Genomic DNA, 24661 nt, shown 5'->3' on the forward strand with positions numbered 1-24661 from the left:
CACCAACTCCATCTTGTCCCTCCAGACGGGCTCGCTTTTCGGTGCGGCCGGGGTCACCCACCCCCTCACGCGCGGCGCTCCCCGCCCCGGGGGCCGGCCCCCCCCCCCCGGGGGGGGGCGGCCCCGGCAGCATGCTCGGTGTGGCGCGACCTCAGCGTGGCTCGACGTCCGGTGTGGTTCGGCGGGGAACGCTGGAAGCGGTGGTCAGCTGAGACGCGGACGCAAGTTCAGCGCCTGCTGGACGAAGGCTCGCGCATCGTGGGGACTGTCGTTGAGTTTCCGCAGTTGCGCGGCAGTGACGTCATCGGGCCGCGCGGCGCGCACGCCGCGAGCCGTCAGATCGACGAGGGCGCGCTCAGCTGAGGAACCCGCGCACCACACGATCGGCGCACCGGCGTACGCAGCGACGTCGAGGGCCGCCGCGTAAGGCAGTCCGAACAGGGCCACCGCCGTCAGCTCACGCGCCAGCGCAACGGCGACCAGTTCACTGATCGCGTGGTCGAGGACGATGACGCCGGCCGGAGAGTCATGCTCGGCGTAGGCGCGTGCCGGCCATTCTTCGCGGGTGATCGCGTAGGAGTCGTGATCGCGCCAGGCGTTGGCGCCCGACGGGCCGTCGGCGAGCCACAACATGCGGCGGACGGTGCGTTCGCGTCTGAAACCGAGCGACCGCAGGACGCCCGCCGACGTCGCGTTGGCCGTGCGCACGTTCGCCTCGACGCGGTGCAGGCCCATGCCCGACGGGGTGGGGCGCAGAGCGATGTCGACGACGAGCGCGAGACCTTCGCGGAACAGCCCCTGCCCGACGTACGGGTCGAATGCGTTGTACCCCATCGTCGCGCTCATGAACCGCCCCTGCACGACGTTCGACACGTTGACGCAGCCGACGAGACCGGCCGTGTCGTGCGGGGCGCGCACGTCGTCATGGGCGCGGATGAGGAAGGTGCGGTGCTTCTCGGATTGCGCCGCGAGGTGGTGGACGAGATCGCCCGGATTGACGGGGTTCCACGAGCCGATGCGTGCCGCGGAGCGCGTCATCGCGCGTCGGTAGGGCTCGATGTCGGCTCGCCGGGCAACGCTGACGCTGACACGTTCGCCGTTGGCGTGGAGGAATTCGGCGCTGCTCATGCGTTCGGCCTCATTCGACGATGCGTCCGCGCAGGACGACGTGGCGCGGCGCGGCGAGGACGCGCACGTCGTCGCGCGGGTCAGCGTCGAGCATCACGATGTCGGCCGGCGCACCCTCCGTCAGGCGTTCGTGGCCGAGCCATTCGCGCGCGCCCCACGTCGCCGTCGCGAGTGCTTCGCTGTTGCTCATCCCGGCGTTCGTCATCTCGGCGACCTCGCTCGCGATGAGGCCGTGCGGCAGTTGACCGCCCGCGTCGGTGCCGGCGTAGATGCGGATGCCAGCGTCGCGGGCCGCGCCGATCGTGGTGTACCGGCGGGCGTGCAGGTCGCGCATGTGCGCAGCGTAGGCGGGAAACTTGGCCTCGCCGGCAGCGGCGAACGTCGGGAAGTTGTCGAGGTTGACGAGGGTCGGGACGATCGCGATGTCGCGCTCGGCGAACAGTGCGATGGATTCCTCGGTGAGGCCGCTCGCGTGCTCGATGCAGTCGACGCCGGCGTCCGCGAAGTCGAACAATGACTGCTCGCCGAAGCAGTGCGCGGTGACGCGCGCGCCCTCGGCGTGGGCGGCGTCGATGGCGGGTTTCAGTGCCTCTGCGGGCCAGCACGGGGTGAGGTCGCCGGCGTCGCGATCGATCCAGTCGCCGACGAGCTTGACCCAGCCGTCACCGCGGCGCGCCTCCTGGCGCACGTACGCGACGAGATCTTCGGGCTCGATCTCGTGGGCGTAGTTGCGGATGTAGCGCTTGGTGCGGGCGATGTGGCGGCCGGCGCGGACGATGCGGGGCAGGTCGTCACGTTCGTCGATCCAGTGCGTGTCGACGGGTGAGCCGCAGTCGCGCAGCAGGAGCGCGCCGGCCGCGCGGTCGGCGAGGGCATGCTCTTCGGCGCGTTCGGGCGGCACTCCCCCATGCGACTCGAGCCCGACGTGGCAGTGCGCGTCGACGAGCCCCGGCAGGAACCAGCCGTCGAGCTCGACGGCGTCGTCGAGGTTCGTCTCGGGACGCGCGTAGGTGATGCGTCCGTCGACGACCCAGGCCTCCCCTACCTCATCGTCAGGCCCGGCCAGGATGCAGCCGGTGAGGTGGAGCACATCGCCATTCATGAACCGACACTATCGCGCGACGTCGGCGCTGATCGCCCGAGAGGTCGTGCATGTTCGCGATACCGGTCGCACGAACCTGCACAACTCCTCCGGGCCGAAGGACGACCGACGCGGTTAGTCCTTGTCCGCCCCCGGGCCGAGGAACTTCTCGAAGCCCTTCGGCAGCTTCATGTTCGAGTAGTCGGGCTCGTCGTTCATCTGGCCGAAGGCGTTCTCCATCGCGGCCGCACGCGCCGCTTCGGCCTTGGCCGCTGCGGCCGCCTCTTCCTGCGCACGCTTGGCGGGGTTGCCGCTCTTGCCCTTCTTCTTCGGCTGGCTCTTCGCCTTCTTGCCACCGCCGCCACCAGGCATCGCACCCATGCCCGGCATGCCCGGCATGCCGCCGCCACGCTTCAGCTGACGCATCATCTTCTGCGCCTCGCCGAAACGCTGCAGCAGCTGGTTGACCTCGGAGACCGAGACGCCCGAACCTCGCGCGATGCGCGCGCGTCGCGAACCGTTGATCTGCTTCGGGTGCGTGCGTTCGAACGGCGTCATCGAGCGGACGATGGCCTCGACACGGTCGAACTCGCGCTCGTCGAGCGAGTTGAGCTGGTCACGCATCTGACCCATGCCCGGCATCATGCCGAGCAGGCCCTTGATGTTGCCCATCTTCTTGATGGCCGACATCTGCTGGAGGAAGTCGTCGAACGTGAAATCCTCCTCGTCCATGAACTTGCGCGCCATCTCGGCGGCCTGGCGCTTGTCGAACGCGCGCTCCGCCTGCTCGATGAGCGTCAGCACGTCACCCATGTCGAGGATGCGGCTCGCCATGCGATCGGGGTGGAAGACCTCGATGTCCTTCACGCCCTCGCCCGTCGAGGCGAACATGATCGGGCGACCCGTCACCGAGGCCACCGAGAGGGCGGCACCACCGCGGGCGTCACCGTCGAGCTTCGACAGGACGACACCCGTGAAGTCGACGCCGTCCTGGAACGCGATCGCCGTCTCGATGGCGGCCTGACCGATCATCGCGTCGATGACGAAGAGCACCTCGTTCGGCTGGATCGCCTCACGGATGTCGGCGGCCTGCTGCATGAGGTTCTCGTCGACAGCGAGACGACCCGCGGTGTCGACGATGACGACGTCGTACTGGCGTACCTTCGCCTGTGCGACACCGGCCTGGGCAACCCAGACGGGGTCGCCGTGGCTGCGTGTGCCCTCGCCCGTCTCCGAGACCGCGTCGTGGCCACCCTCGTTGCCACGCTCGGGCGCAAACACCGGCACGCCCGCACGCTCACCGACGACCTCGAGCTGACGCACGGCGTTCGGACGCTGCAGGTCGGCGGCGACGAGCACCGGGAAGTGACCCTCGTCGCGCAGCCGACGCGCGAGCTTGCCCGCGAACGTCGTCTTACCGGAACCCTGCAGACCGGCGAGCATGATGACGGTCGGGCCCGTCTTCGCGTACTGGATCGACCGCGTCTGGCCGCCGAGGATCGCGACGAGCTCCTCGTTGACGATCTTGACGACCTGCTGGCCGGGGTTCAGCGCCTGGCTGACCTCCGCACCGAGCGCACGCTCACGCACCCCCCGCGTGAACTGCTTGACGACGGGCAGCGCGACGTCGGCATCGAGCAACGCCATCCGGATGTCACGGATGGTCGCGTTGATGTCTGACTCAGTGAGACGCCCCTTGCCCTTGAGGTTGGCGAAGGTCGCTGTCAGGCGGTCTGAGAGGCTATTGAACACCGGCCCAGATTACCCGCTCCCATGCGGCCCCGTCAGATCGACCGTGCAGTGGAGCCGATGCCGAGCCCGTCGCGTCGGCGTTCGTCGATGTCGACGCTCGGTCTCGGCGGGAATGCCCTCGAGGAACGACGCATCGTGGCGACTGTCCCCATCTGCGATGCTCGTCCACATGGGCGTAGATGCAGATGTGGACGAAAATCGCAGAGGGGGACGGGATTCGCGGATGGGGATGCGGATCGTCGATGGGGACGGGTGCCGGAGTTCCTCGAGGTAGCGGTTCGAGCGAAGAGATGCGTCAGCCGGCGGTGCCGACGGCGTCGAGCACGGCGCCGATGACGCGCGCCGCGTGCGGTGGCGCCAGCGGCGAGCCCTGCTCGTCCGTGACGTAGAAGGTGTCGGCGCTGCGTCCCGCATATGTCGCGATGTGCGCGGAGCGCACGGAGACCCGCTCGACGGCGAATGCCGACCCCACGTCGAACAACAATCCGAGACGGTCGGCGGCGCGCACTTCGATGACGGTCGCGTGCTGCGATGCACCCGGGACGACGAACGCGGACGCCCGCGGCATCGTCGCGCGTGACGGCCCCGCGGCGGCGCGACGGCGCGCGTCCGCCTCGAGGGCACGCAGCGGCAGGCGCTCGCCCTCGCGCAACGTTCGCAGCGACCGCGCCAGGTCGCTCGTGCGCGGCACGTCGCCGTGCGGCACCTCGACGACCCACGTGTCGACGGCGAGGCCGTCGATCGTCCGCAGGTTCGCCGACCGCACGGACGTGCGTCGCAGCCCGAGCACGCCCGCCATGTCGGCGAAGAGGCCGAGCCGGTCGACGTCGATGATGCGGACGGTCACGACGCCGCTCACGCCCTCCAGCGGCTCGATCTCGACGACCACCTCCCCCGCCGCGACGCGTCCCCGCTCGTCCGCGCTCACGATGCCCGACGGGCTGCCAGCGTCGACCTGCGCCTGCACCCCGTCGCCTTCCGCGACCGAATCGGTCTCGCCCAGGGCCTGGGCTGACGCCGCGGGGGCGCGACTTGAGGGTCGAGAGACCGCAGGAAGAGAAACGGCGCGTCCGGTCGCCACGTCCTCGGACGGCCGCTGCTCGGCCGTCGCCCCGGGCGATGACCTGCCGGGGGACGAGGCACCCTCGAAGGTCGCGGCAGGTGCGGGCACGCCTGCGACCGTCTCCCCCGACGCGAACCGCCTGCGTGCTCGCGCGGCGAGGTCGCGCACGAGGCCGGCGCGCCACGTCGTCCATGCCTGTGGTCCGGCTGCTCGCGCGTCAGCCTCCGTCAGCGCGTCGAGCAGGTCGAGGCCTTCGGCGCTGCCGGCCGCCTCGCAGAGCATCCTGACGGTCGCAGGGTCGTCGGGGTCGCGTTTCGTCGCCAGATCGACGAGCGTGAGGTGTTCGCGCACGAGACGTTCGACGAGGTCGCAGTCGGCGCGATCGAAGCCCATGCGCTGGCAGATGGCGCGCGCGACGGGTGCGCCCTCCGCGCTGTGGTCACGCGCGCCTGCGACCTTGCCGATGTCGTGCAGCAGCGCGGCGACGAGGAGCAGGTCGGGCCGTGCCACGTGCTCGCGCAGGCCCGCCGCGATGACGACGGCCTCGATGCTGTGTCGGTCGACGGTGAACTGGTGGATCGCGTTTCGTTGCGGGCGCGAACGCACCGTCGACCACTCGGGCAGCCAGACGTCGACGATGCCGCTCAGATCGAGGCCCTCCCACACGTCGACGATGCCGGGCCCGCTCGCGAGGAACCCCACGAAACCCTCCCGGATCTCTCGCGGCCACGGGGCGGGCAGCGGCCCGCAGCTCGCGACGAGGTTCGCGAGGGTCGTCGGCCCGATGAGCGCACCCCGCGAGGCCGCCGCAGCGGCGGCGCGCAGCAACGTCAGGTGCCCGCCGTCGCGGCGCCCCGCGCCGAGGACGACCTCGCCGTCGTGCAGGTGCAACCCGTGCCCGAGCGGCGTCAGCGACGGTCGGCGCGGCCCGACGCGCAACGCCCGGGCTCGCTGCGACTGGCCGGCCGCGCGCACGGCCGCGTCCGTCACGTACGTGATCGTGCGCGCCGCGTCGACGACGCGCGTCAGCAACTCGTCGCTGTCGGAGCACCCGAGCAGCGCCGCGACGGCGTCCTGATCCTGCAGGCTGAGCCGCTCCCGACCCCGCCCGGTGACGACGTGCAACGCGTCGCGCACGTCGAGCAATTGCGCTCGGGCGCGTTCTGCGCTGGCGCGGTGAGGGTCGGCGAGCCACGCCGTCGTCAGCGCGCCGACGAGGCTGAGGTCGCGCAGGCCTCCCCCGGATTCCTTGAGGTCCGGATCAAGCGTCGTCGCGATGTCACCGAAACGCGCGTGCCGCGCCCGCAACGACTCGACGACCTCCGGCAGCCGCTTGCGCGCGGCACCGCGCCAGTCGGCGGCGATCGCCTGGCGTACCCCGGCGACGAGGACGTCGTCACCGGCCACGGATGCGATGTCGAGCATGCCGACCGCAGCGGCGAGGTCTGACGACGCGGCCTGGCGGCACTGCGCCAGCGTGCGCACGGAGTGGTCGAAGCGCACCCCTGCATCCCACAACGGGTACCACAGGGCGTCCGCGAGCTCGGTGATGCGTTTCGAGCCGACGCTGCGCCCGTCGTGCAGGAGGACGAGGTCGTAATCGCTCAACGGCCCCGCATCGCCCCGGGCCTGCGAGCCGACGACGGCGAGCGCCACACCGCTCTGACGCTCGGGCAGCCCCGTCGCCGCGCACGCATCGTGCCAGGCCTGCGCCATGAAGGCATGGGCCGACGCCGCGAGCCGCTCCCGACGTGCGGGGCCCGCGCCGGGTTGCTCGAACTCGCGCGTGCGCGCGAGGTCGAGACGTGCGGCGTAGTGGGCGGACACGGCGCTCATGGCTGCATCGTCCTCTCTCGGAGGGCTGGGCGGGGGTTCTGCGCCGTCGATGGCTGGGGTTTGTGCGTCTACGGCGACTACGACGGCGTGGCGCGCGGCGCGGTGCGCCTCACGAAGCGGGACGGACGCCGACGAACGCCGGGCCGGCGATCCTCGCGCGGCGACGGCGTTCGTCAGGGTCTCGACCCAACCGGGGCGGTCGACCGTCACCGTCGGCACTCGGGCCACGAGGACTCGTGCGCCACGTCGGCCTGGCTCACGTCGGCGAGGCTCACGTCCCGGGGGCGCTCAGACCGCGGCAGCGCCGGTCTCGCCGGTGCGCACGCGCACGATGTCGTCGACGGGAACGGTCCACACCTTGCCGTCGCCGATGCGTCCCGTCTGCGCGGCACGCACGACGGCGTCGACGACGGCGGGCGCGTCGGCGTCGTCGATGACGACCTCGATGCGCAGCTTCGGCACGAAGTCGACGCTGTACTCGGCGCCGCGGTAAACCTCGCTGTGGCCGCGCTGGCGGCCGTAGCCGCTGACCTCGCTCACCGTCATCCCGGCGATGCCAAAGGCCTCGAGGGCTTCCTTGACGTCGTCGAGCTTGAACGGCTTGATGATGGCGGTGACGAGTTTCATGCCTGCACTCCTCGCGGGTCGTTGTGTTCTGCGCCGGTGGTGCTGCCACCGAGGGGGCCGTGGCCGGACGGCAGCAGGCCGTGGCCGACGCGGGTACCGGAGGCGAACCCACCGAAATCGTAGGCGGATTCGGCGTGCTCGGCGGAGTCGATGCCCGCGAGCTCGTCGTCGTGGTCGATGCGCCAGCCCATCGTCGCCTTGAGGGCGAGACCGATGACGGCGGTGAGCACGCCCGTGAACGCGAGGCAACCGAGCGCGATGACGATCTGCACGACCGTCTGCTCGTAGCCCTTGCCGTAGAGCAGGCCGTTCGTCGTCGACAGCAGGCCGGCGCCGATCGTGCCCCACAGGCCGGAGACGAGGTGGACGCCGACGACGTCGAGCGAGTCGTCCAGGTTGAACTTGAACTTCAGGCTGACGGCCAGGGCGCTGAGGATGCCGGCGACCGCGCCGAGGATGAGCGAGCCGACGGGGCTGAGCGCACCACAGGCGGGGGTGATCGCGACGAGACCGGCGACGACGCCGGAGGCGGCACCGATGGACGTCGCCTCGCCGTCCTTGATCTTCTCGACGGCGAGCCAACCGATCATCGCCGCACACGTCGCGGCGGCCGTGTTGACCCACACGAGGGCCGCCGAACCGTCTGCGGCGAGCTCGGAACCCGCGTTGAACCCGAACCAGCCGAACCAGAGCAGACCGGCGCCGAGCATGGTCAGCGGCACGTTGTGGGGGCGCATGGGCACGCGGCCGAAACCGGCGCGGCGCCCGACGATGAGAGCGAGGACGAGGCCCGCCATGCCCGCGTTGATGTGCACGACGGTGCCGCCCGCGAAGTCGATCGGTGCGAACGTGGCCTTGCCGTCGGTCGAACCGAACATCGTCGCGGCGACGCCCTGGTCGGTGCCGCCGAGGAACCCGCCGCCCCACACCATGTGCGCGATCGGGAAGTACACGATCGTCGCCCAGATCGCGGAGAAGACGAGCCACGTCGAGAACTTCACACGGTCGGCGATGGCGCCGGAGATGAGCGCGACCGTCAGGCCCGCGAAGGTGAGCTGGAAGCCCACGAACGCGAGCTCGGGGATGTTTCCGTAGCCCTCGTACCCGAACGAGTTGAACACGTCGGCGACGTTGTGCAGACCGAACTTGTCACCCGGGTTCGCGATCAGCCCGGCGATGTCGTGGGTGCCGAACGACATCGAGTAGCCGTAGAGCACATAGATGATGCCGACGACGCCGAGGGCGCCGAACGACATCATCATCATGTTGAGCACTGACTTGGAGCGCGTCATCCCGCCGTAGAACAACGCCAGCGCGGGCGTCATCATGAGCACGAGCGATGCGCACACGAGGACGAATGCGGTGGCCGCATAGTCGAGTTGCGGGGCGGCCTCTGCCGCCAGAAGGTGTGCGTTCATGCTCAGTGATCCTGCCCTCGCCACGTTTCAGCATGCGGCTCGCGATGTTTCGCCCATGTTTCGGATGCGGCGCTGACGTGAAATCGCGGTCACATCCTGAGGGTATGCACGCCAGGTGAGACGTTTCGTGTCGAAGCGTGGACGTACGAGCGCCCACCGGCCGTGACGGCGGGTGGGCGCTGCGGGGCTCGAGACCGGCCTGCTCAGTCGAGCACGGCGTTGACGTAGGCCTCCGGGTCGAACGGCGCGAGGTCGTCGGGGCCCTCGCCGAGCCCGACGAGCTTGACGGGCACGCCGAGCTCACGCTGGACGTTGACGACGATGCCGCCCTTGGCGGTGCCGTCGAGCTTCGTCAGTACGACACCCGTGACGTCGACCGCCTGGCCGAACACCTCGGCCTGACGCATGCCGTTCTGGCCGGTCGTCGCATCGAGGACGAGCAGCACCTCGTCGATTGGGCTGCGCTTCTCGATGACGCGCTTCATCTTGGCGAGCTCGTCCATGAGACCGACCTTGTTGTGCAGGCGCCCCGCGGTGTCGAGCAGCACGACGTCGCACTCGTTCTCCTGACCGGCCTTGACAGCGTCGAACGCGACGGCGGCCGGGTCGGCGCCCTCCTTCTCGGAGCGAACGGTGGGCACGCCGACGCGGGCGCCCCACGTCTCGAGCTGGTCGGCTGCGGCGGCACGGAACGTGTCGGCCGCGCCGAGGATGACGTCCTTGTCCTCGGCGACGAGAACGCGCGCGAGCTTGCCGACGGTCGTCGTCTTGCCCGTGCCGTTGACGCCGACGACGAGGACGACGGCGGGCCGATCGCCCACGCGGCTCGCCGCGATGCGGCGATCCATGTCGGGCCCGACCTGCGCGAGCAGCTCCTCGTGCAACCAGCCGGAGACGGTTTCCTCGTCCGTGGCACCGTGCACGGCGATGCGGCGTTTGAGGTTGTCGACGATCTGCGTCGTCGCCTCGACACCCAGATCGGCCTGCAGCAACGTGTCCTCGACGTCCTCCCACGCCTCGTCGTCGAGGCTGCCGCCGGACAGCATGGCGAGCAGGCCCTTGCCGAGCGCAGTGTTCGAGCGCGACAGTCGCTCACGCAGGCGAACCATGCGCCCACGGGCCGACTCGGGGCGCTCGAGCGCAGCCGGTTCGGGCGCGGGCGTCTCGTCGACGACGCCAGCGGGCTCGACGACCTCGGGGGCGGGCGCTTCATCGCGCGGTGCGTCGACGACGTCGGTCTGCGCGGGCTTCGCCGGGGCGGGCGCCGCCGACTTCGACGTGTCGATGCGCACACCCGAACTCGGCGTGTACTGCGTCTTCTTCGGTGGCGTGCGTGGAATCTCGACGGATTCCTCGCGCGCCGGAACCTTCGGAGCCTTGCGCGAACGGCCGCGGACGAAGGCCACGAGGCCCATGACGGCGGCGACGAGCGCTACGGCGACGACACCAAGAATTTCCCAGAGCTGATCCACGCCGCCATCATTGCAAACGGCACCGACAACCGCCCAACGAGGCGGCGACGGCACGCGTCAGCTGGGGATCAGGAGCGGCGGATCCGACCTCCGCGCTCGGGCGCGCGCTCGCCGTCCTTGGCCGTCGCGGCGCGCGGGGCGGCTGGCGCGTGACCGACACGGAAGAGCTTCTCGCCACGCGTGGTGAGCACCGGACGGCCCGCCCGTCGCGCCGGCAGCGCGACGATGCCGACGACGAACGCCGCCAGAACGACGGTCAGCGTCATACCGAGCACGATCCAGAACACGAATCCTCCGAGGGGTGGGTGTGACGCGCGGATGGCACGTCGGGTGGGAGCGAGCGCATGAGGCCTGCTCCGCCACGATTGTCGCCGAACCGTCCTGACGGCGCCAGTCGACGCGCCTCAGGCGGCCCTCGCGTCGCACAACGACTAGCGGCGCCGTCAGGACGCCTCGGCCGGCTCGGGTGCGACCCGCACGTCGGCGAGACGCTGTGAGACCACCGTCGTCACGCCGTCACCGCGCATCGTCACGCCGTAGAGGGCGTCGGCGACCTCCATCGTCCGCTTCTGGTGCGTGATGACGATGAGCTGGCTCGAGTCACGAAGCTCCTCGAACAGCGTGATGAGGCGACCGAGGTTCGCGTCGTCGAGGGCCGCCTCGACCTCGTCCATGATGTAGAACGGGCTCGGGCGCGCCTTGAAGATCGACACGAGCAGCGCAACGGCGACAAGGGAACGCTCGCCGCCGGACAGCAGCGACAACCGCTTGATGCGTTTGCCCGGCGGGCGCGCTTCGACGTCGAGGCCCGTCGTCAGCATGTTCTCGGGGTCGGTCAGCACGAGCCGCCCTTCACCGCCGGGGAACAGGCGGGAGAAGACACCTTCGAACTCGCGCGCCACGTCGTGGAACGCCTCGGTGAAGACCTGCTCGACGCGCGCGTCGACCTCGCTGACGATGGACAGCAGGTCCTTCTTCGAGCCGCGCAGGTCGGCGAGCTGCTCGCTGAGGAACGTGTGCCGTTCCTCCAGGGCCGCGTACTCCTCGAGGGCCAGCGGATTGACCTTGCCGAGCTGCTTGAGGTCGCGTTCGGCCGTGCGCAGCCGCTTCTCCTCCAGGGCCCGCTCGAACGGGCGGCTCGCGACGGGCTCAGTACCGCTCGGGGGGCCGCCGTCTGCGTCGTCGCCCTCGCTCCCCTGCCCTGACGGAGCGCGTCCCGACGATGCCTGGGTGTCGGCTTTCTCGCCGGCCGTCATACCGGCGCCGGCCTCGAACAGCGGCACCGGCAGATGCGGCCCGAATTCTTCGACGAGGACGTCAGGGTCGATGCCGAGTTCCTCGACCGCCCTCGTCTCCAGCGCCTCGATGCGCAGCCGCTGCTGAGCGCGCGCCATCTCGTCGCGGTGGACGGAGTCGGTGACCTCGCGCAGTTGGTCGCTGCATTCCTGCAGGCGGACGCGGGCGGTGCGCAACGCCTCGTCCCGAGTCGCCTTGCTTGCCTGCTCGGCGTCACGCGCCCGGGTCACCTCATCGCGCGCGCGACGCACCTGCTCGCGTGCCAGTTCGGCGGCCCGTTCGACGGCCTGCGCCAGGGCTGCGGCCTCCCGACGTCGGACGCGGCGCGCCTGCGCCCGTTCGCGCGCGGCGACCTCCGAGCGTGCGGCGGCCTCGAGGGATTCAGCGCGCCCAGCGATCGCGCGGACTCTTTCCTGAAGCGTGCGAAGCGTCAGACGTTGCTCGGTCTCCTGCTCGCGCGCCGTCGCGGCGAGCGTCGCCAGACGGTCTCGTTCGGCGACGGACGGTTCGCTCTCACCCGGTTCGGCCTGCGCCTCGTCGAGACGCATCTCGAGTTCCATGAGCTCTTCACGGTTCGCATCGAGCGCGACGCTCGCCTGCTCGATCGAGTCGTTGATGCGGTCACGCTCGTGGGAGGCCGCGGCGATCGCCTGATGGTGACGCGCGAGCGCCGCCATGAGTTCCTCGATGCGCGCGTCGTTCTCGGCGAGCGCCGCCGCAGCATCGTCCGCCGCGTCCTGCGCGGCCGCGAGTGGCTGCGTCAGGGCTTCCAGGGCGTTTTCCGCGTTCTGCTCGGCGTCGGCTGCGATCTCCGCGTCCCGGACGGCCTGCTCGTGCGCCGCGCGCACCTCGAGGCGGGAGCGCCCAGGGCGGCCCCCACCACGCACCGCGGTGGGTTCGTAGACGTCCCCGTCGAGGGTGACGGCCCGCGCGCCGGCGTGGACGAGCGTGAGCGCGCTGCCGGCGTCGGGAACGATCGCGAGTCGGTCGACGAGGACGTCGAACGCGCTCTGCATCGTCGCCGGTACGCTCGCGACGTCGCGCACCCAGACGGCACCCTCGGGAAGGGGCGGCCAGTCGTGGGTCGTGACGTCGTGCGGCGCGTCTCTCGCGACGAGGAGAGCGACGCGGCCGCCGTCCTGCGCTCGCAGGGCGGCCAACAGAGCTGCGGCGTCGGTGTGGGAGTCGACGAGCAGGGCCTCGGCAGCCCACCCCAGAGCGAGCGAGACGCCGGCTTCGTGACCTGGCTCCACCTCGAGGCGGCTGACGACGTCGCCGAGCACGCCCGGCGCTTCGGCGGGGAGGTTCTCGAGCCCCGCCGTGTCGGAACCGAGCGTCTCATCGAGCGCCTGCGCGCGTGCGGCTGAGGCGCTGCGGCGTTGGGCTGAAGTATTGCGTTCGTCGCGCAGCACGCGACGACGTTCGAGCAGGGCAGCGTGATCAGCCCTCAGCTTCTCCGCAGCATCATTGAGCGCCGCTTCGGCGGCTTCCGCGTCGCGCAGCGCCTCCTCGAGAGGCGCCAGCTCCTCCTGGGCCTGGGCCACTCGCGTCGCGGACTCCCCGATGCTGGCGCGCAACCGCGCGAGTTCGGCCTCGCCTGCTTCCACGCGTGAACGCCGAACCTCGACTTGACCGTGAAGCTTGGCCAGACCCTCGCGTCGATCTGCGGCTGCCCGCGCGATCCGCACGAGTCGCTGCTGTTCGACCTGATGTTCACGTTCAGCCTTCTCGCGCACCTCGACGGCGGCGTCGAGCGCCTCCTGGGCTCGCTCGACCTCGGCCTGCAGCTCCAGCTCTTCCCCCCGGACCCGTTCGGCCTGACGCCGCAGCTGCTCGGGATCCCGGCCCGAACCGGGCGTCTCGTCCTGCGCCGCCGTCAACGAGGTGGCTCGTTCCGCGGCGAGTCGGCGCGTCGAATCGAGTTTCTCCTCCAGTGACAACAGCGCATACCACTGCGACTGCAGCCGTTCGAGCACCGGAGCGCGGGCTGCGATCTCGGCCTCGATCTCCTCGACGCCGGCCTTCGCGGCGCGCACCGCGTCGTCGAGTTCGGCGCGACGCCGCACCATCGCCTGTTCGTCCGCGACGTCGGCCTCGAGCCGCGCGCGCTGCTGGACGAGGTCGTCGGCGAGCAGCCGCAGCCGTGCGTCACGCACCGTCATCTGGATGGCTTGCGCCCGACGCGCCGTCTCGGCCTGGCGTCCCAGCGGCCCGAGTTGGCGGCGAACCTCGGCCGTCAGGTCGGCGACGCGCGTGAGGTTGGCCTCCATGCCGTCGAGCTTGCGCAGCGCCTTCTCCTTGCGACGGCGGTGCTTGAGCACGCCGGCCGCTTCTTCGATGAACCCGCGACGTTCCTCGGGCGTCGCGCGCAGCACCGCGTCGAGCTGGCCCTGGCCGACGATGACGTGCATCTCCTTGCCGATGCCCGAGTCGCTCAGCAGCTCCTGGATGTCGAGCAGTCGGCACGGCGTGCGGTTGATCGCGTATTCGGAGCCGCCGCCGCGGAACATGGTGCGGCTGATCGTCACCTCGGTGTAGTCGATCGGCAGTGCGCCGTCGGAGTTGTCGATCGTCATCGTCACCTCGGCGCGCCCGAGCGGCTGGCGCCCGGAGGTGCCGGCGAAGATGACGTCGTCCATCTTGCCGCCGCGCAGGCTGCGAGCACTGCCCTCGCCCATGACCCAGGCGAGCGCGTCGACGACGTTGCTCTTGCCGGAACCGTTCGGACCGACGATGCAGGTGATGCCCGGTTCGAGGACGAGGTTCGTCGCCGACGCGAACGACTTGAACCCCTTGAGGGTCAGCGACTTGACGTACACGGCGCGCGGTTCAGGCGGTCGGCTGCGGCGCGCCGGCGGCGGCCGTGTCGCGCGCCGTGAGGACGAGCGGGCCCTCGGCGGTGATCGCGACGGTGTGCTCGGAGTGCGCGCCACGGGAACCGTCGACGCTGCGCAGCGTCCACCCGTCCCGGTCCTGGATGATCTGGTCGGTGCCCGCCATGAGCCAGGGCTCGATCGCGATGACGAGGCCAGGCTTGAGCTTGAGGCCGCGGCCTGCACGACCGTCGTTGGGCACGTGCGGTTCGCCGTGCATCGTGCGGCCGACGCCGTGGCCGCCGAACTGCGTGTTGACGCGGTATCCGGCGCCTGCGCAGACGTCGGCGATGGCGGCCGAGATATCGCCGAGCTTGTTGCCGGGCTGCGCGGCCGCAATCCCTGCGGCGAGGGCTCGCTCGGTCGTGTCGATGAGGCGCAGGTCAGCCTCGCGCGGCGTGCCGACGACGAAGGAGATCGCCGAGTCGCTCACCCAGCCGTCGAGTGATGCGGCGAAGTCGACGCTGAGCAGGTCACCGTCCTTCAGGGCGTAGTCGTGCGGCAGGCCGTGCAGGACGGCGTCGTTGACGCTCGTGCACAGCACCTTGCCGAACGCGCTCGCGCCGAAGCTCGGGTGGTAGTCGATGTAGCACGACTCCGCACCGGCGTCGGTGATCATGCGGTGCGCCAGGGCGTCGAGTTCGAGCAGGTTGACGCCGACGTCGGCGGCCTCGCGCAGGGCTGTCAGGACGGATGCGACGAACGCCCCGGCGGGCTTCATCTCGTCGATCTCTCGGGGCGTACGCAGTTCGATCACCCGACTACGGTAGTGCAGCCCGCGCCCGGACGCCGTCGAGCCTCGCGAAGCGTCAGCGGTCGACCGTGTCGCGACGGCCTGTCGCGACGACCAAGATGACGACTGCATTCGTCACGGTTGCCGCCTTGTCGGTCGAGGTGGCCGGATGAACGTGGGGATCGGCCATTCGGGATCGATTCCTCGCGCGGCACGAACCGCCTTGGCCCAGTCGTCCGGGTCGCACATCTGTCATGCCACTTCGTTCGTCGCGATCTTGGCAAGCAGGCGGCGAACGACCGATCTCATGGATCTCGACAGGGCGACCTCCTGCCGATCGAGGCAGACGAACAACGTCACTGCGTCCTGCAGATGACGCTCGCGGCTCGCTCCGGGAAGGAAGTAAGCCCAGCTCTCGAGTGCCAGAGCGGCGGGAAGATCCGGCAGACGAACCCGCGTGCCGGTGGGGAGGGTGTGATCAGTGGTTCACTTCATGGCCGAAGCTGAAACCGGAACGTCCACCACTCGCCTCCCCCGGTAGACCGGTGGGCGACTCTCACGGTCGGCAACCATGAGGTCGATCACCGCACCGTCAGCGCGAACGAACCGATGGACAGGTGCGCGAACGTTCAGGGACTCCTGGAGATCGAAGCCGATGCTCTGAACGGCCGGCGCGGCTGCGCCGTACCAAGAAACCCTGATCTCCACCACGAGGTCCGCGTCGTGCGTGGGCCGGGCGTGTGCAACCCCGGCCTCTCTGGCATGGCAGTGCACCGTGGGACCGCCGATCAGCACCCACCGCTCCCGGGGCATCGCTGCAGCCACGGCTTCGAGCGTGTCGAAGGAGTCACCGAGCACGAGCACGCTCCTCGATCGCCTGGTCGGCGGCGGCGCTCACGCGAGCGTCCCCGAGCAAATACGTGTCGATGAGTGTGCGTGCGATGCGATCATCGCGCACGGGTCGTTCGACCACCCCGACATTCCCGTTCGCGTCCACGCACACATCTGCGACGTACTCGACTTCATCGAGATCGACGACGCGACCGAAGCGCAGCCAGCTCCCCTTTCCGACGATACCGAGCTGATGCAGGTCAGCACGAGTCGGGCCGAGCCTTCAATCGTGACCTCTCGGATCCGCCGAGCTCAGCGGTCGCGCCCGACGTGAGAAGGTCGAGCGCCGCATTTCGACCCGCCTCGTTCCACATGCGTCCCTATGCGGCGACGTCGTCCTGCGCGATCCCGTCGCGTGGGACGACGACATCATCGCCGGCTTCCGCAACGACCCCGCAGTCAAACGATGGTTGATCGTGACCGACGAAAGCCCGCAGGACTGCGACGCCGCTGGATGGGGGTCGCGGCGAGCGAGTCGGACTTCTCGCGCATCGCAGAGGTCGCCGGCATCGGAGCGCGTGCGGTGATCGACCCGTTGTTCAGGAACCGTCCATCGTCCGGGGCGGCTTCTGGCACGTCGGGCAGAAGTGCGACGAGCGGTTCATGAACTGCTCCCTGACGATCAGCGTGCCGCAGCGGCGGCACGGCTTGCCCTGCTGGCCGTAGGCGTCGAGAGAGCGATCGAAGTAGCCGCTCGCACCGTTGACGTTGACGTAGAGCGCGTCGAAGCTGGTGCCGCCATGATCGAGCGCAGAACGCATGACGTCCTGCGCCGCCGTGAGCACGCCGATGAGCTGCGTCTTCGTCAGCATGCGTCCCGGGCGTCGACCGTGCACCTTCGCGCGCCACAGCGCCTCGTCGGCGTAGATGTTGCCGATACCGCTGACGATGCCCTGATCGAGCAGCATCCGCTTGATCGCGACATCCTTGCTGCGCATGAGCCGCGCGACGGCGCCCGCGTCGAACGCCTCCTCGAGCGGGTCAGGCGCGATGTGCGCGATCGACGCGGGCACCTCGCGCCCGTGCGCCACCGTCAGGTCGTCGAGGAACAACCCGCCGAACGTCCGTTGGTCGACGAAGCGCATCTGCTGGGCCGATGGTTCCGAGCCCGGCCTCTCCGATGCGTCAGTCACCCCCGGCGCATCCACCACATCCCCCGATCCGGCACGCTCACCCGACCGCTCGGGCGACGCGAGCTTCACAGGCGCCGACAGGTCGAACACCGCATGCGCATGCTTTTCCAGCGGCGAGTCGGCGCTCTCGACGAGCACCTGTCCACTCATGCCGAGGTGGATGACGAGGGCGTCGTCGGCCACCGCACCCTCGCGCCGGCCCAGCGGCACCGTCGCGTCCGCCGAGCCATCAGAACCAGGCGCGGCGTCTTCGAACGTCACCCACAGGTACTTGCCGCGCCGTTGGGCCGACGCGACCCGTCGTCCGAGCAATGCGTCGGCCAGATGCTGCGGCCCCGGCAGGTGACGGCGTGCGACGCGCGAGCCCGTCACCCGGGACGTGACGAAGGCCCGGCCGACCACGTGGTCGTCCAGGCCTCGTCGTACGACTTCCACCTCGGGAAGCTCAGGCATGCGCACCGTCCGTGACGGCGACCGCGTCCGCCTCGTCGCGTACGACGTCACCGCCGGCCGAACCGGCGTTCTTCGCCGCTTCGTCGCGCAGGCTCACCCACGCGTTCTCGGCGGCGATCATCTCGGCCGACTTCTTGTTGCGCCCCGTACCGACACCGAGGGTGCGCCCGTCGACGACGACGGTCGCGGTGAAGACCTTGTCGTGATCCGGCCCTTCACCCTCGACGACGTACGTCGGCGCACCGAGGCCGGCCGCAGCGGTGGCCTCCTGCAGCGACGTCTTCCAGTCGAGCGCCGCACCCATCGTCGACGATCGGTTCATCAACGGATCGATGAGGTGGTGGACGATGCGACGCCCCGCCTCGATGCCGCCCGAGAGGAACACCGTGCCGATGACGGCCTCCGTCGTGTCGGCGAGGATCGAATCCTTGTCGCGCCCACCCGTGGCGAGCTCGCCACGCCCGAGCAGCAGGTACTCCCCCAGCTCGAGACCGCGCGCGACCTCAGCGAGGGCCCGCGAGTTGACGACCGCCGCCCGCTGCTTCGCGAGGTGCCCCTCCGGCGCGTCGGGCTGATCCGTGTACAGCGTCTCGGTGACGACGAGGCCCAGCACGGCGTCGCCGAGGAACTCCTGGCGCTCGTTGTGCGGAATACCGCCGTTCTCGTACGCGAACGAACGGTGGGTCAGGGCACGACGAAGCAGCGACTCGTCGACGTCCACACCCGAAACCTCAGAGAGGATCCGGACGAGGTCGCCGACGGGCCGCTGCGACACGTCTGCAGCTGACCGCTTCGAAGACTTCTTGCCCACGGTCTGCGATCGGCCGATCAGGCCTGGTGCTCGGTGCGCTCCGCTGCACCGTAGTGGCGGCCGTTGTACGTACCGCACGCCGGGCACGCCATGTGCGACTGCTTGTTGGCACCACACGCGGGGCACGCCTGCACGGCGACGGGCGTCGCCTTCCAGTTGGCTCGGCGCGAGCGGGTGTTGGCGCGGGACATCTTCCGCTTCGGGACAGCCACGTCAGTTCCTCTTCTCGTCTTCTGCCGATCCAGCCTCGGTCAGGTTGACCAGGGCCGACCAGCGGGGGTCGATAGCTTCGTGATGGTGATCGGGGTCGTCGTCGAGTCGTGCACCGCATTCGGAGCACAACCCGAGGCAGTCCTCGTGACACACAGGTTGGAACGGCAGGGTGGGCACCACAGCGTCCCGCAGCACGGGCTCGAGGTCGGCGTCGTCGCCGTCGAGCTCATGCAGTTCGTCCTCATCATCGCCGCCTGCCACCTCGCGGTGGTGCGCAGCACGATCGGCGTAGACGAACAGCTCCTGAAAGTGGACGTCGACCGGGTAGGTCACGTCCTCCAGGCACCGCACGCACGCGCCGGTTGCCGTCGCCTCGACCTCACCGGTGATGAGGACTCCTTCCATCACCGATTCGAGACGCAGGTCGAGCCCGACGGGCTGACCCTCCTCGATGCCGATGACGTCGGTACCGAAATCTGCCGGAGCCTCGACGTCGCGGTGGAGGCGCAGCGAGTTTCCGGGTCGACGACCGAGCTCCCTGGTGTCGAGCACCAGCGGGCGGCGGGAATCAGCCTGGGTCATTACCTTGCACTCTTCGTCGGTCGAGAACTTCGAACATCTTTCGGCCACAGCGATGGCGTAGGCCGACGTGCAAGTCTACGCCGCGGGCGCGCACTCTCCCAAATCCCAGAATGTGCGGGCCTGCGCACGTCAACGCGACGCGCCGACACGTTCGAGCAGCGGGCCGAGGACGGGCTCCGGAACCATGCCCGTGACGTCGCCGCCGAGGCCCGCGACCTGCTTGATGAGCGAGCTCGACAGGTGATCCAGGCCCGGGTTTCCGGGGATGAACACCGTCTCTAGACCCGATAGCGCGCGGTTCATCGTCGCCATCGGCGTCTCGTAGCTGAAGTCGGTCTCCCCGCGGAGCCCCTTGACGACGAGCGGCGCGCCCAGCTCACGGCACACGTCGACGAGCAGCGTGTTGGCGTAGGCCGCGGCACGGACGTTGTTGAGATGCGCGACCGAGCGCTCGATGAGGTCGACGCGCTCGTCGGCGCTGAATGTCCCCTGCTTGTCGGGGTTGTGCAGCACCGTGACGACGACGTCGTCGAACAGCGCCGCGCACCGCTCGATGACGTCGAGGTGCCCCAGCGTCAGCGGGTCGAACGAGCCGGGGCAGACGCACGTCGTCATGATGTGACCTTTGCGATGTCCTCGGGCGTACCGGTGACGACGATCTCGGGCACGACCTGATCGAGCGTCGCGACAACGGCCTGGACGTCGTCGGGCTCGGGCGCGTCGTCCTGGGCGAGCTCGGCGAACCACATCGTCGTCTCCCCGTAGACGCGCGGCTCCCAGGCCTCCAGGCGCGGGTGCCACGTCGGCTGCGGCGAACGCGACGAGCGTTCGACGACGACGAGAGCGCGCTCGGCGAGCCACTCCCGCTCGACGAGCAGGTCGATGGCCTGCCGCAGCTGCTCCTCGCTCACGCTGTACGGCGGGTCCATGAGCACGAGCGCGGCCTTGACGCTCGGCGGGCCCTCGAGGAACTTCTCGACGGCCTGCGTCACGACACGCACCGGCGAGAACCCGAGGTTGCGCACGTTCGTGCGGATGACGGTCGCGACGCGGCGGTCGACCTCGACGAACGTCGCGGACGCGGCGCCGCGGCTGAACGCCTCCAGCCCGAGCGCGCCGGAGCCCGCGTACAGGTCGAGCACGTCCGCGCCGAGCATCGCACCGAGATGCTCCAGCCGGGAGAACAGCGCCTCACGGACGCGGTCGGACGTCGGGCGGGTGCCCGCTCCGGGGGGCGTGTCGAGCCTGCGGCCACCGGCGGAGCCGGCAATGATGCGCGTCATCAGCTTCTTTCCAGAAATTCGGCCTGCGACGCGTCCACGCGGGCATGCGCGGCCTGCGCCAGCAGGGGATGCTCGGTCAGAGACGGATCCGCTTCGACGATGGCGGCGGCCTCGGTGCGCGCGGCCTCGATGACGGCGAGATCGGACGCCTTCGTCAGCTCCAACCAGTCGAGAGACGATCGCCGTCCGCTCTGCGCGGCGCCGAGCACGTCTCCTTCCCGTCTCAAGTCTAGATCCAGATCGGCGATGGCGAATCCGTCGTTGGTCTCCGCGACGCGCCGCAGACGCTCGAGCGTGTCGGGGTTCTCGTTGCGTGTCACGAGCAGGCACAGCCCGCCGTGCTCACCTCGCCCGACGCGTCCGCGCAGCTGGTGCAGCTGCGACAGGCCGAACCGGTCCGCGTCGACGATGACGATCATCGACGCGTTCGGCACGTCGACGCCCACCTCGATGACGGTCGTCGCGACGAGAACGTCGACCTCGCCGGCGCCGAAGCGGCGCATGACGTCGTCCTTCTCCTCGGCGGGCAGCCGGCCGTGCATGAGATCGATCCGCAGCCCAGCGAGCGCAGGCAGGCGGCGCATCTCGTCGATGAGGTCGACGACGCCGATGGGGCGCGCCGCGGCATCGCCCTCCCCGGCGCCATGAGCGTCGGGCCCGTCGACGAGGCCCGGCGCGACGGGCTCGCTGCCGTCACCGATGCGTCCGGCGACGACGTAGACCTGACGCCCGGCGGCGCACTCCTCCGCGATGCGCTCCCACACCCGGTTCATCCACGACGCGACGTGCGTCGGCACGACGTGCGAGACGATCGGCGCACGCCCACGCGGCAGCTGACGCAGCGTCGAGACGTCGAGGTCGCCGAACGCCGTCATCGCGACGGTGCGCGGGATCGGCGTGGCCGTCATGACGAGCACGTGCGGCGGGCGGTGCGCCTTCGAGCTGAGCGCCGCGCGCTGCTCGACGCCGAAGCGGTGCTGCTCGTCGACGACGACGAGACCGAGGTCGGCGAACTCGACGTGCTTCTGCAGCAGCGCGTGCGTGCCGATGACGATGCCCGCCTCGCCCGAGACGATGTCGAGCAGCGCCTGCGTGCGCGCCGAGGCCGACATCGAGCCGGTGAGCAGCGTGACGCGGGTGCCGTCGTCCGCGCCGCCGAGGCGTCCGCGTTCGGCGAGCGGGCCGAGCATCGCGCGCATCGAGGCGGCGTGCTGGGCAGCGAGCACCTCCGTCGGCGCGAGCAGTGCGGCCTGCGCGCCCGAGTCGACGACGGCGAGCATGGCGCGCAACGCGACGAGCGTCTTGCCCGAACCGACCTCACCCTGCAGCAGGCGGTGCATCGCGACAGGCTCGGCGAGATCGCGCGCGATCTGCTCCCCCACCTCGCGCTGGCCCTCGGTGAGCTCGAACGGCAACGTCGCATCGAAGCGTTCGAGCAGACCGCCGGGCTTCGCAACGCGCGGTGTCGACGGCTCGGAGCGCGCCTCGTGGCGCCGCTGGGCCAGCACGATCTGGGTGGTGAACGCCTCGTCGAACCGCAGCCGCTCACGCCCCGCCTGGACGTCGGCCATGCTCGCCGGCAGGTGCAGACCGCGGTAGGCGCGGGTCGTCGTGACGAGACCGTGACGCGCGCGCAGCGGCTCGTCGAGGGGGTCGGGGATCTCGCCGAGCGCGTCAAGGACGGTGCTGATCGACAGGGTGAGGTTGAGGTTGGTGATCTTCTCGACCTGCTTGTAGACCGGCACGAGGCTGCCCGGATACACGCTCATGTCGGCGTCGTCCATCAGCGTGTACTGCGGGTGCGACAGCTGAAGCTGCTTGTTGAACAGGCCGAGCTGGCCGCTGAAAAGCGCGCGTTTGCCCGGGCGCAGGACGTTGTAGTGAGGCTGCGCACTGAAGAACGTGACGGCGGCGCGGCGGCCCTCGTCGTCGACGATGACGGCGTTCGCCATCGAACCCTTGCGCGTCTGCATGCGTCGTTGCGTCATCGTCTCGACGCGGGCGGTGAGCACGACGTGCTCGCCGAGTTCGAACTCGCCGAACGTGCTGCCGGCGTGCGCGTCGATGTAGCGGCGCGGGAAGTAGTCGAGCAGGTCGCGCACCGTCACGAGGTCACGCGCCTTCGCGAGCTTCTTCGCGCCGGATCCGAGGACGGCGAGCAGTGGCGACTCGAGCGTCACCTCACCCATGGGTCACCTCCATGAGGACGAGCGAACCGGCATCGAGACGCATGACGTCGATGCTGCCGCCGTCACCGACGCGCGTGCGAGCGAGCGACAGGAACTTCTGCGCGGCACTTTCGTCGGCGCCGGGCGCGAGGCACACGAGCACCGACTCGGCGCCGGGGAGATGCAGACGGGCCAGGTCGCGCGCGGCCCGCCACGAGTCGGCCCGCAGGAATTCGACGTCGTCACCGGGGTCGTCGTCCTCCCAGACGGCCGGTTGCTCGCCCTCCCAGTCACCGAACGGCGAGGCTGCATCGTCGAGTCGTTCGAGCAGCGCGAGGAGGTTGCTCGAGCGCGCGCCGTCACCGGCGTCGACGTCGGCGAGAACGTCACCGGCTGCGTGGCCCCACGGCGTTCCCGGCTCCCGCGAATCGCGCGTCTGCGCACCGAGGGCGAGCGCGTAGGCGCGCACCGCCTCGTCGCGCGCGGCGACGAGCAGGGGTTTACACCCCGGCAGCGGGCCGTCGAAATGCGTCATCGTGACGGCGCTGATCGTCGCGCGCTCACGCATGACGGAAACGGCCGTCAGGGGCTCGTCCGTGTGCAGGTGGACGCGATGCAGCCGTTCCTCGCCCGCGACGACAACCGAGTCGCCCCACCGCGCAAGCACGTCACGCAGCGCCGAGGCGCCCTCGTCGTCGAGGCCCTCGGCGACGCACACGACCTCGAAGGCCGGGCCACCCGCGGCGACGTGGCAGCCCGCGTCTTCCTCCAACGACGTCGTCCGACGCGCGTCGAGCCACGAGCGGGTGTTCGTCCGGGGCAGGCCCCCCGAACCCGAGGCGACGCGGTCGAGGGCATCGAGGACAAGCAGCAGACCCGCACCCCCGGCGTCGACGACGCGCGAACGCACGAGCGCCTCCAACTGTGCGGGCGTCGCGTCCAACGCCTCCTGCGCAGCCTGGTGTGCCGCCCGCGCCACCTCGGCGGCATCGGCCTCGCGTCCTGCGCCCGCGGCCTCGTCGACGCATCGACGGGCGGCGAGGGCCGCGGCCTGCGCGACCGACAGGATCGTGCCCTCCACCGGTTCGCCCACCGCGCCGCGGGCGCAGGCCGAGGCGGACCCGAGCGCCTCCGCGAGGCCCGAACCGTCGAGGCCGACCTCGAGGACGGCGGGATCGGCCAGCAGCACGCGGACGAAACCGCGCACGTATTCGGAGAGGATGACGCCGGAGTTGCCCTGCGCCGCCCGCGTCATGCCGGTGACGAACGCCTTGGTGCGCCCACGCGGCGCGTCGTCCGAACCGGTCTGTGAGAGTGCGACGAAGCCCGCTTCGAGGCTGGCGCGCATGTTGGTGCCGGTGTCGCCGTCGGGCACGGGAAAGACGTTGAGCGCGTTGAGCGTCGACTCCGCCGACGACAGTTCGACGCGTGCGGAGACGAGGGCGCGGGCAAGGTCACGCGCACTCAGGCGTTGCATCATGTACCCTCCTGCCTCTCGCTCCGGCGACAGCCGCGGGCGTCTCCCGCGAGACGTGAATCGTCATCGCGGCATGTCACGAGTACCTTGGCACATGGGTCTGACAACCTCGGCAGGACGGGGTGAGAAGCCGTCCGCGCCACTCCGGGCGGACGCCCCACGCACGGCGAACCGGCGACGCTCGGGCGGCTCCGCATGCGGCGCGCCGCCCTCGACAGGCCGGCCTCCATGCACCCGACCGCGGCGCCGTTTTGATCCCACCCGCTGCCTCCGGCTATGCTGTCCAGGTTGCCCCCATGACATCACGCGCATCATCTCGACGCTGCGGATCGATGGGGGCGAGCGAGACCGTCAGGTCTTGCGCGAAGCAA

The 24661-nt window shown here is 70.2% G+C and carries 20 protein-coding genes; 1 reads left to right on the forward strand and 19 read right to left on the reverse strand.

From position 1 onward, the window contains the following. Positions 1-204: 204 nt before the first annotated feature. From ABH936_RS03685 to ABH936_RS03735, 11 genes are all read right to left on the reverse strand, one after another. Entirely contained in the window at positions 205-1128 is a 924-nt protein-coding gene (locus ABH936_RS03685; protein ID WP_051805995.1) for a GNAT family N-acetyltransferase, read from the reverse strand. A 10-nt stretch (positions 1129-1138) separates the two neighbouring features. After that, entirely contained in the window at positions 1139-2230 is a 1092-nt protein-coding gene (locus ABH936_RS03690) for an amidohydrolase family protein (RefSeq protein WP_038568829.1), read from the reverse strand. Between the two features lie 114 nt (positions 2231-2344). Further along, positions 2345-3961: a signal recognition particle protein gene (gene ffh, locus ABH936_RS03695; protein WP_006944856.1), complete on the reverse strand. Its 1617-nt coding sequence runs from the start codon at positions 3959-3961 to the stop codon at positions 2345-2347. Between the two features lie 295 nt (positions 3962-4256). Further along, entirely contained in the window at positions 4257-6860 is a 2604-nt protein-coding gene (locus ABH936_RS03700; RefSeq protein ID WP_207623306.1) for a [protein-PII] uridylyltransferase, read from the reverse strand. Between the two features lie 288 nt (positions 6861-7148). Continuing rightward, positions 7149-7487, reverse strand: a complete 339-nt coding sequence (locus ABH936_RS03705; RefSeq protein ID WP_006943278.1) for a P-II family nitrogen regulator — start codon at positions 7485-7487, stop codon at positions 7149-7151. Then, positions 7484-8905 carry an ammonium transporter gene (locus ABH936_RS03710; protein WP_165584038.1) on the reverse strand — a complete coding sequence of 474 codons (1422 nt, stop codon included), beginning with the start codon at positions 8903-8905 and terminating at the stop codon, positions 7484-7486. The genes ABH936_RS03705 and ABH936_RS03710 overlap by 4 nt, the downstream gene beginning before the upstream one ends. Before the next feature lie 203 nt (positions 8906-9108). After that, positions 9109-10377: a signal recognition particle-docking protein FtsY gene (gene ftsY / locus ABH936_RS03715; RefSeq protein WP_165584039.1), complete on the reverse strand. Its 1269-nt coding sequence runs from the start codon at positions 10375-10377 to the stop codon at positions 9109-9111. A gap of 68 nt (positions 10378-10445) precedes the next feature. Next, positions 10446-10664, reverse strand: a complete 219-nt coding sequence (locus tag ABH936_RS03720) for a hypothetical protein (protein ID WP_074041201.1) — start codon at positions 10662-10664, stop codon at positions 10446-10448. A gap of 156 nt (positions 10665-10820) precedes the next feature. Beyond that, a complete protein-coding gene (gene smc, locus ABH936_RS03725; protein ID WP_404602645.1) occupies positions 10821-14492 on the reverse strand; it encodes a chromosome segregation protein SMC in 3672 nt (1223 codons plus the stop codon). A gap of 10 nt (positions 14493-14502) precedes the next feature. Further along, positions 14503-15303 (reverse strand): type I methionyl aminopeptidase, encoded by an 801-nt coding sequence (map, locus tag ABH936_RS03730; protein WP_259878182.1) that lies wholly within the window; start codon positions 15301-15303, stop codon positions 14503-14505. Between the two features lie 462 nt (positions 15304-15765). Next, positions 15766-16137: a hypothetical protein gene (locus tag ABH936_RS03735; protein WP_404602646.1), complete on the reverse strand. Its 372-nt coding sequence runs from the start codon at positions 16135-16137 to the stop codon at positions 15766-15768. Here ABH936_RS03735 and ABH936_RS03740 point away from each other — a divergent pair. Beyond that, positions 16115-16444 carry a hypothetical protein gene (locus ABH936_RS03740; protein WP_404602647.1) on the forward strand — a complete coding sequence of 110 codons (330 nt, stop codon included), beginning with the start codon at positions 16115-16117 and terminating at the stop codon, positions 16442-16444. The two genes, ABH936_RS03735 and ABH936_RS03740, sit on opposite strands and share 23 nt — an antisense overlap. Before the next feature lie 265 nt (positions 16445-16709). On the opposite strand, the gene ABH936_RS03745 is transcribed toward ABH936_RS03740, so the two are convergent. From ABH936_RS03745 to ABH936_RS03780, 8 genes are all read right to left on the reverse strand, one after another. Then, positions 16710-17756, reverse strand: coding sequence for an Fpg/Nei family DNA glycosylase (locus ABH936_RS03745; RefSeq protein WP_404602648.1), 1047 nt, complete (start codon positions 17754-17756; stop codon positions 16710-16712). Then, positions 17749-18531 (reverse strand): ribonuclease III, encoded by a 783-nt coding sequence (gene rnc, locus ABH936_RS03750; RefSeq protein ID WP_241724738.1) that lies wholly within the window; start codon positions 18529-18531, stop codon positions 17749-17751. Before rnc ends, ABH936_RS03745 begins: the two co-directional genes overlap by 8 nt. 53 nt (positions 18532-18584) lie before the next feature. Further along, the gene (gene rpmF, locus ABH936_RS03755) at positions 18585-18779 is read right to left on the reverse strand and encodes a 50S ribosomal protein L32 (RefSeq protein ID WP_006943268.1); all 195 of its coding nucleotides are present in this window, start codon (positions 18777-18779) and stop codon (positions 18585-18587) included. A 1-nt stretch (position 18780) separates the two neighbouring features. Next, positions 18781-19362, reverse strand: coding sequence for a DUF177 domain-containing protein (locus ABH936_RS03760; RefSeq protein WP_006943286.1), 582 nt, complete (start codon positions 19360-19362; stop codon positions 18781-18783). A gap of 129 nt (positions 19363-19491) precedes the next feature. Then, positions 19492-19977, reverse strand: coding sequence for a pantetheine-phosphate adenylyltransferase (gene coaD, locus ABH936_RS03765; RefSeq protein ID WP_404602649.1), 486 nt, complete (start codon positions 19975-19977; stop codon positions 19492-19494). Further along, complete coding sequence (rsmD, locus tag ABH936_RS03770) at positions 19974-20645, reverse strand: 16S rRNA (guanine(966)-N(2))-methyltransferase RsmD (protein ID WP_038568854.1); 672 nt, start codon at positions 20643-20645, stop codon at positions 19974-19976. Before rsmD ends, coaD begins: the two co-directional genes overlap by 4 nt. Beyond that, on the reverse strand, positions 20645-22834 hold the full coding sequence (locus ABH936_RS03775; protein WP_404602650.1) for an ATP-dependent DNA helicase RecG: 2190 nt from the start codon (positions 22832-22834) through the stop codon (positions 20645-20647). The genes rsmD and ABH936_RS03775 overlap by 1 nt, the downstream gene beginning before the upstream one ends. Further along, complete coding sequence (locus tag ABH936_RS03780) at positions 22827-24293, reverse strand: DAK2 domain-containing protein (protein ID WP_404602651.1); 1467 nt, start codon at positions 24291-24293, stop codon at positions 22827-22829. Before ABH936_RS03780 ends, ABH936_RS03775 begins: the two co-directional genes overlap by 8 nt. Between the last annotated feature and the right edge of the window lie 368 nt (positions 24294-24661).

It is taken from the genome of Dermacoccus sp. GAS27A (assembly GCF_044909235.1).
In the GTDB taxonomy this organism is placed as follows: domain Bacteria; phylum Actinomycetota; class Actinomycetes; order Actinomycetales; family Dermatophilaceae; genus Dermacoccus; species Dermacoccus nishinomiyaensis.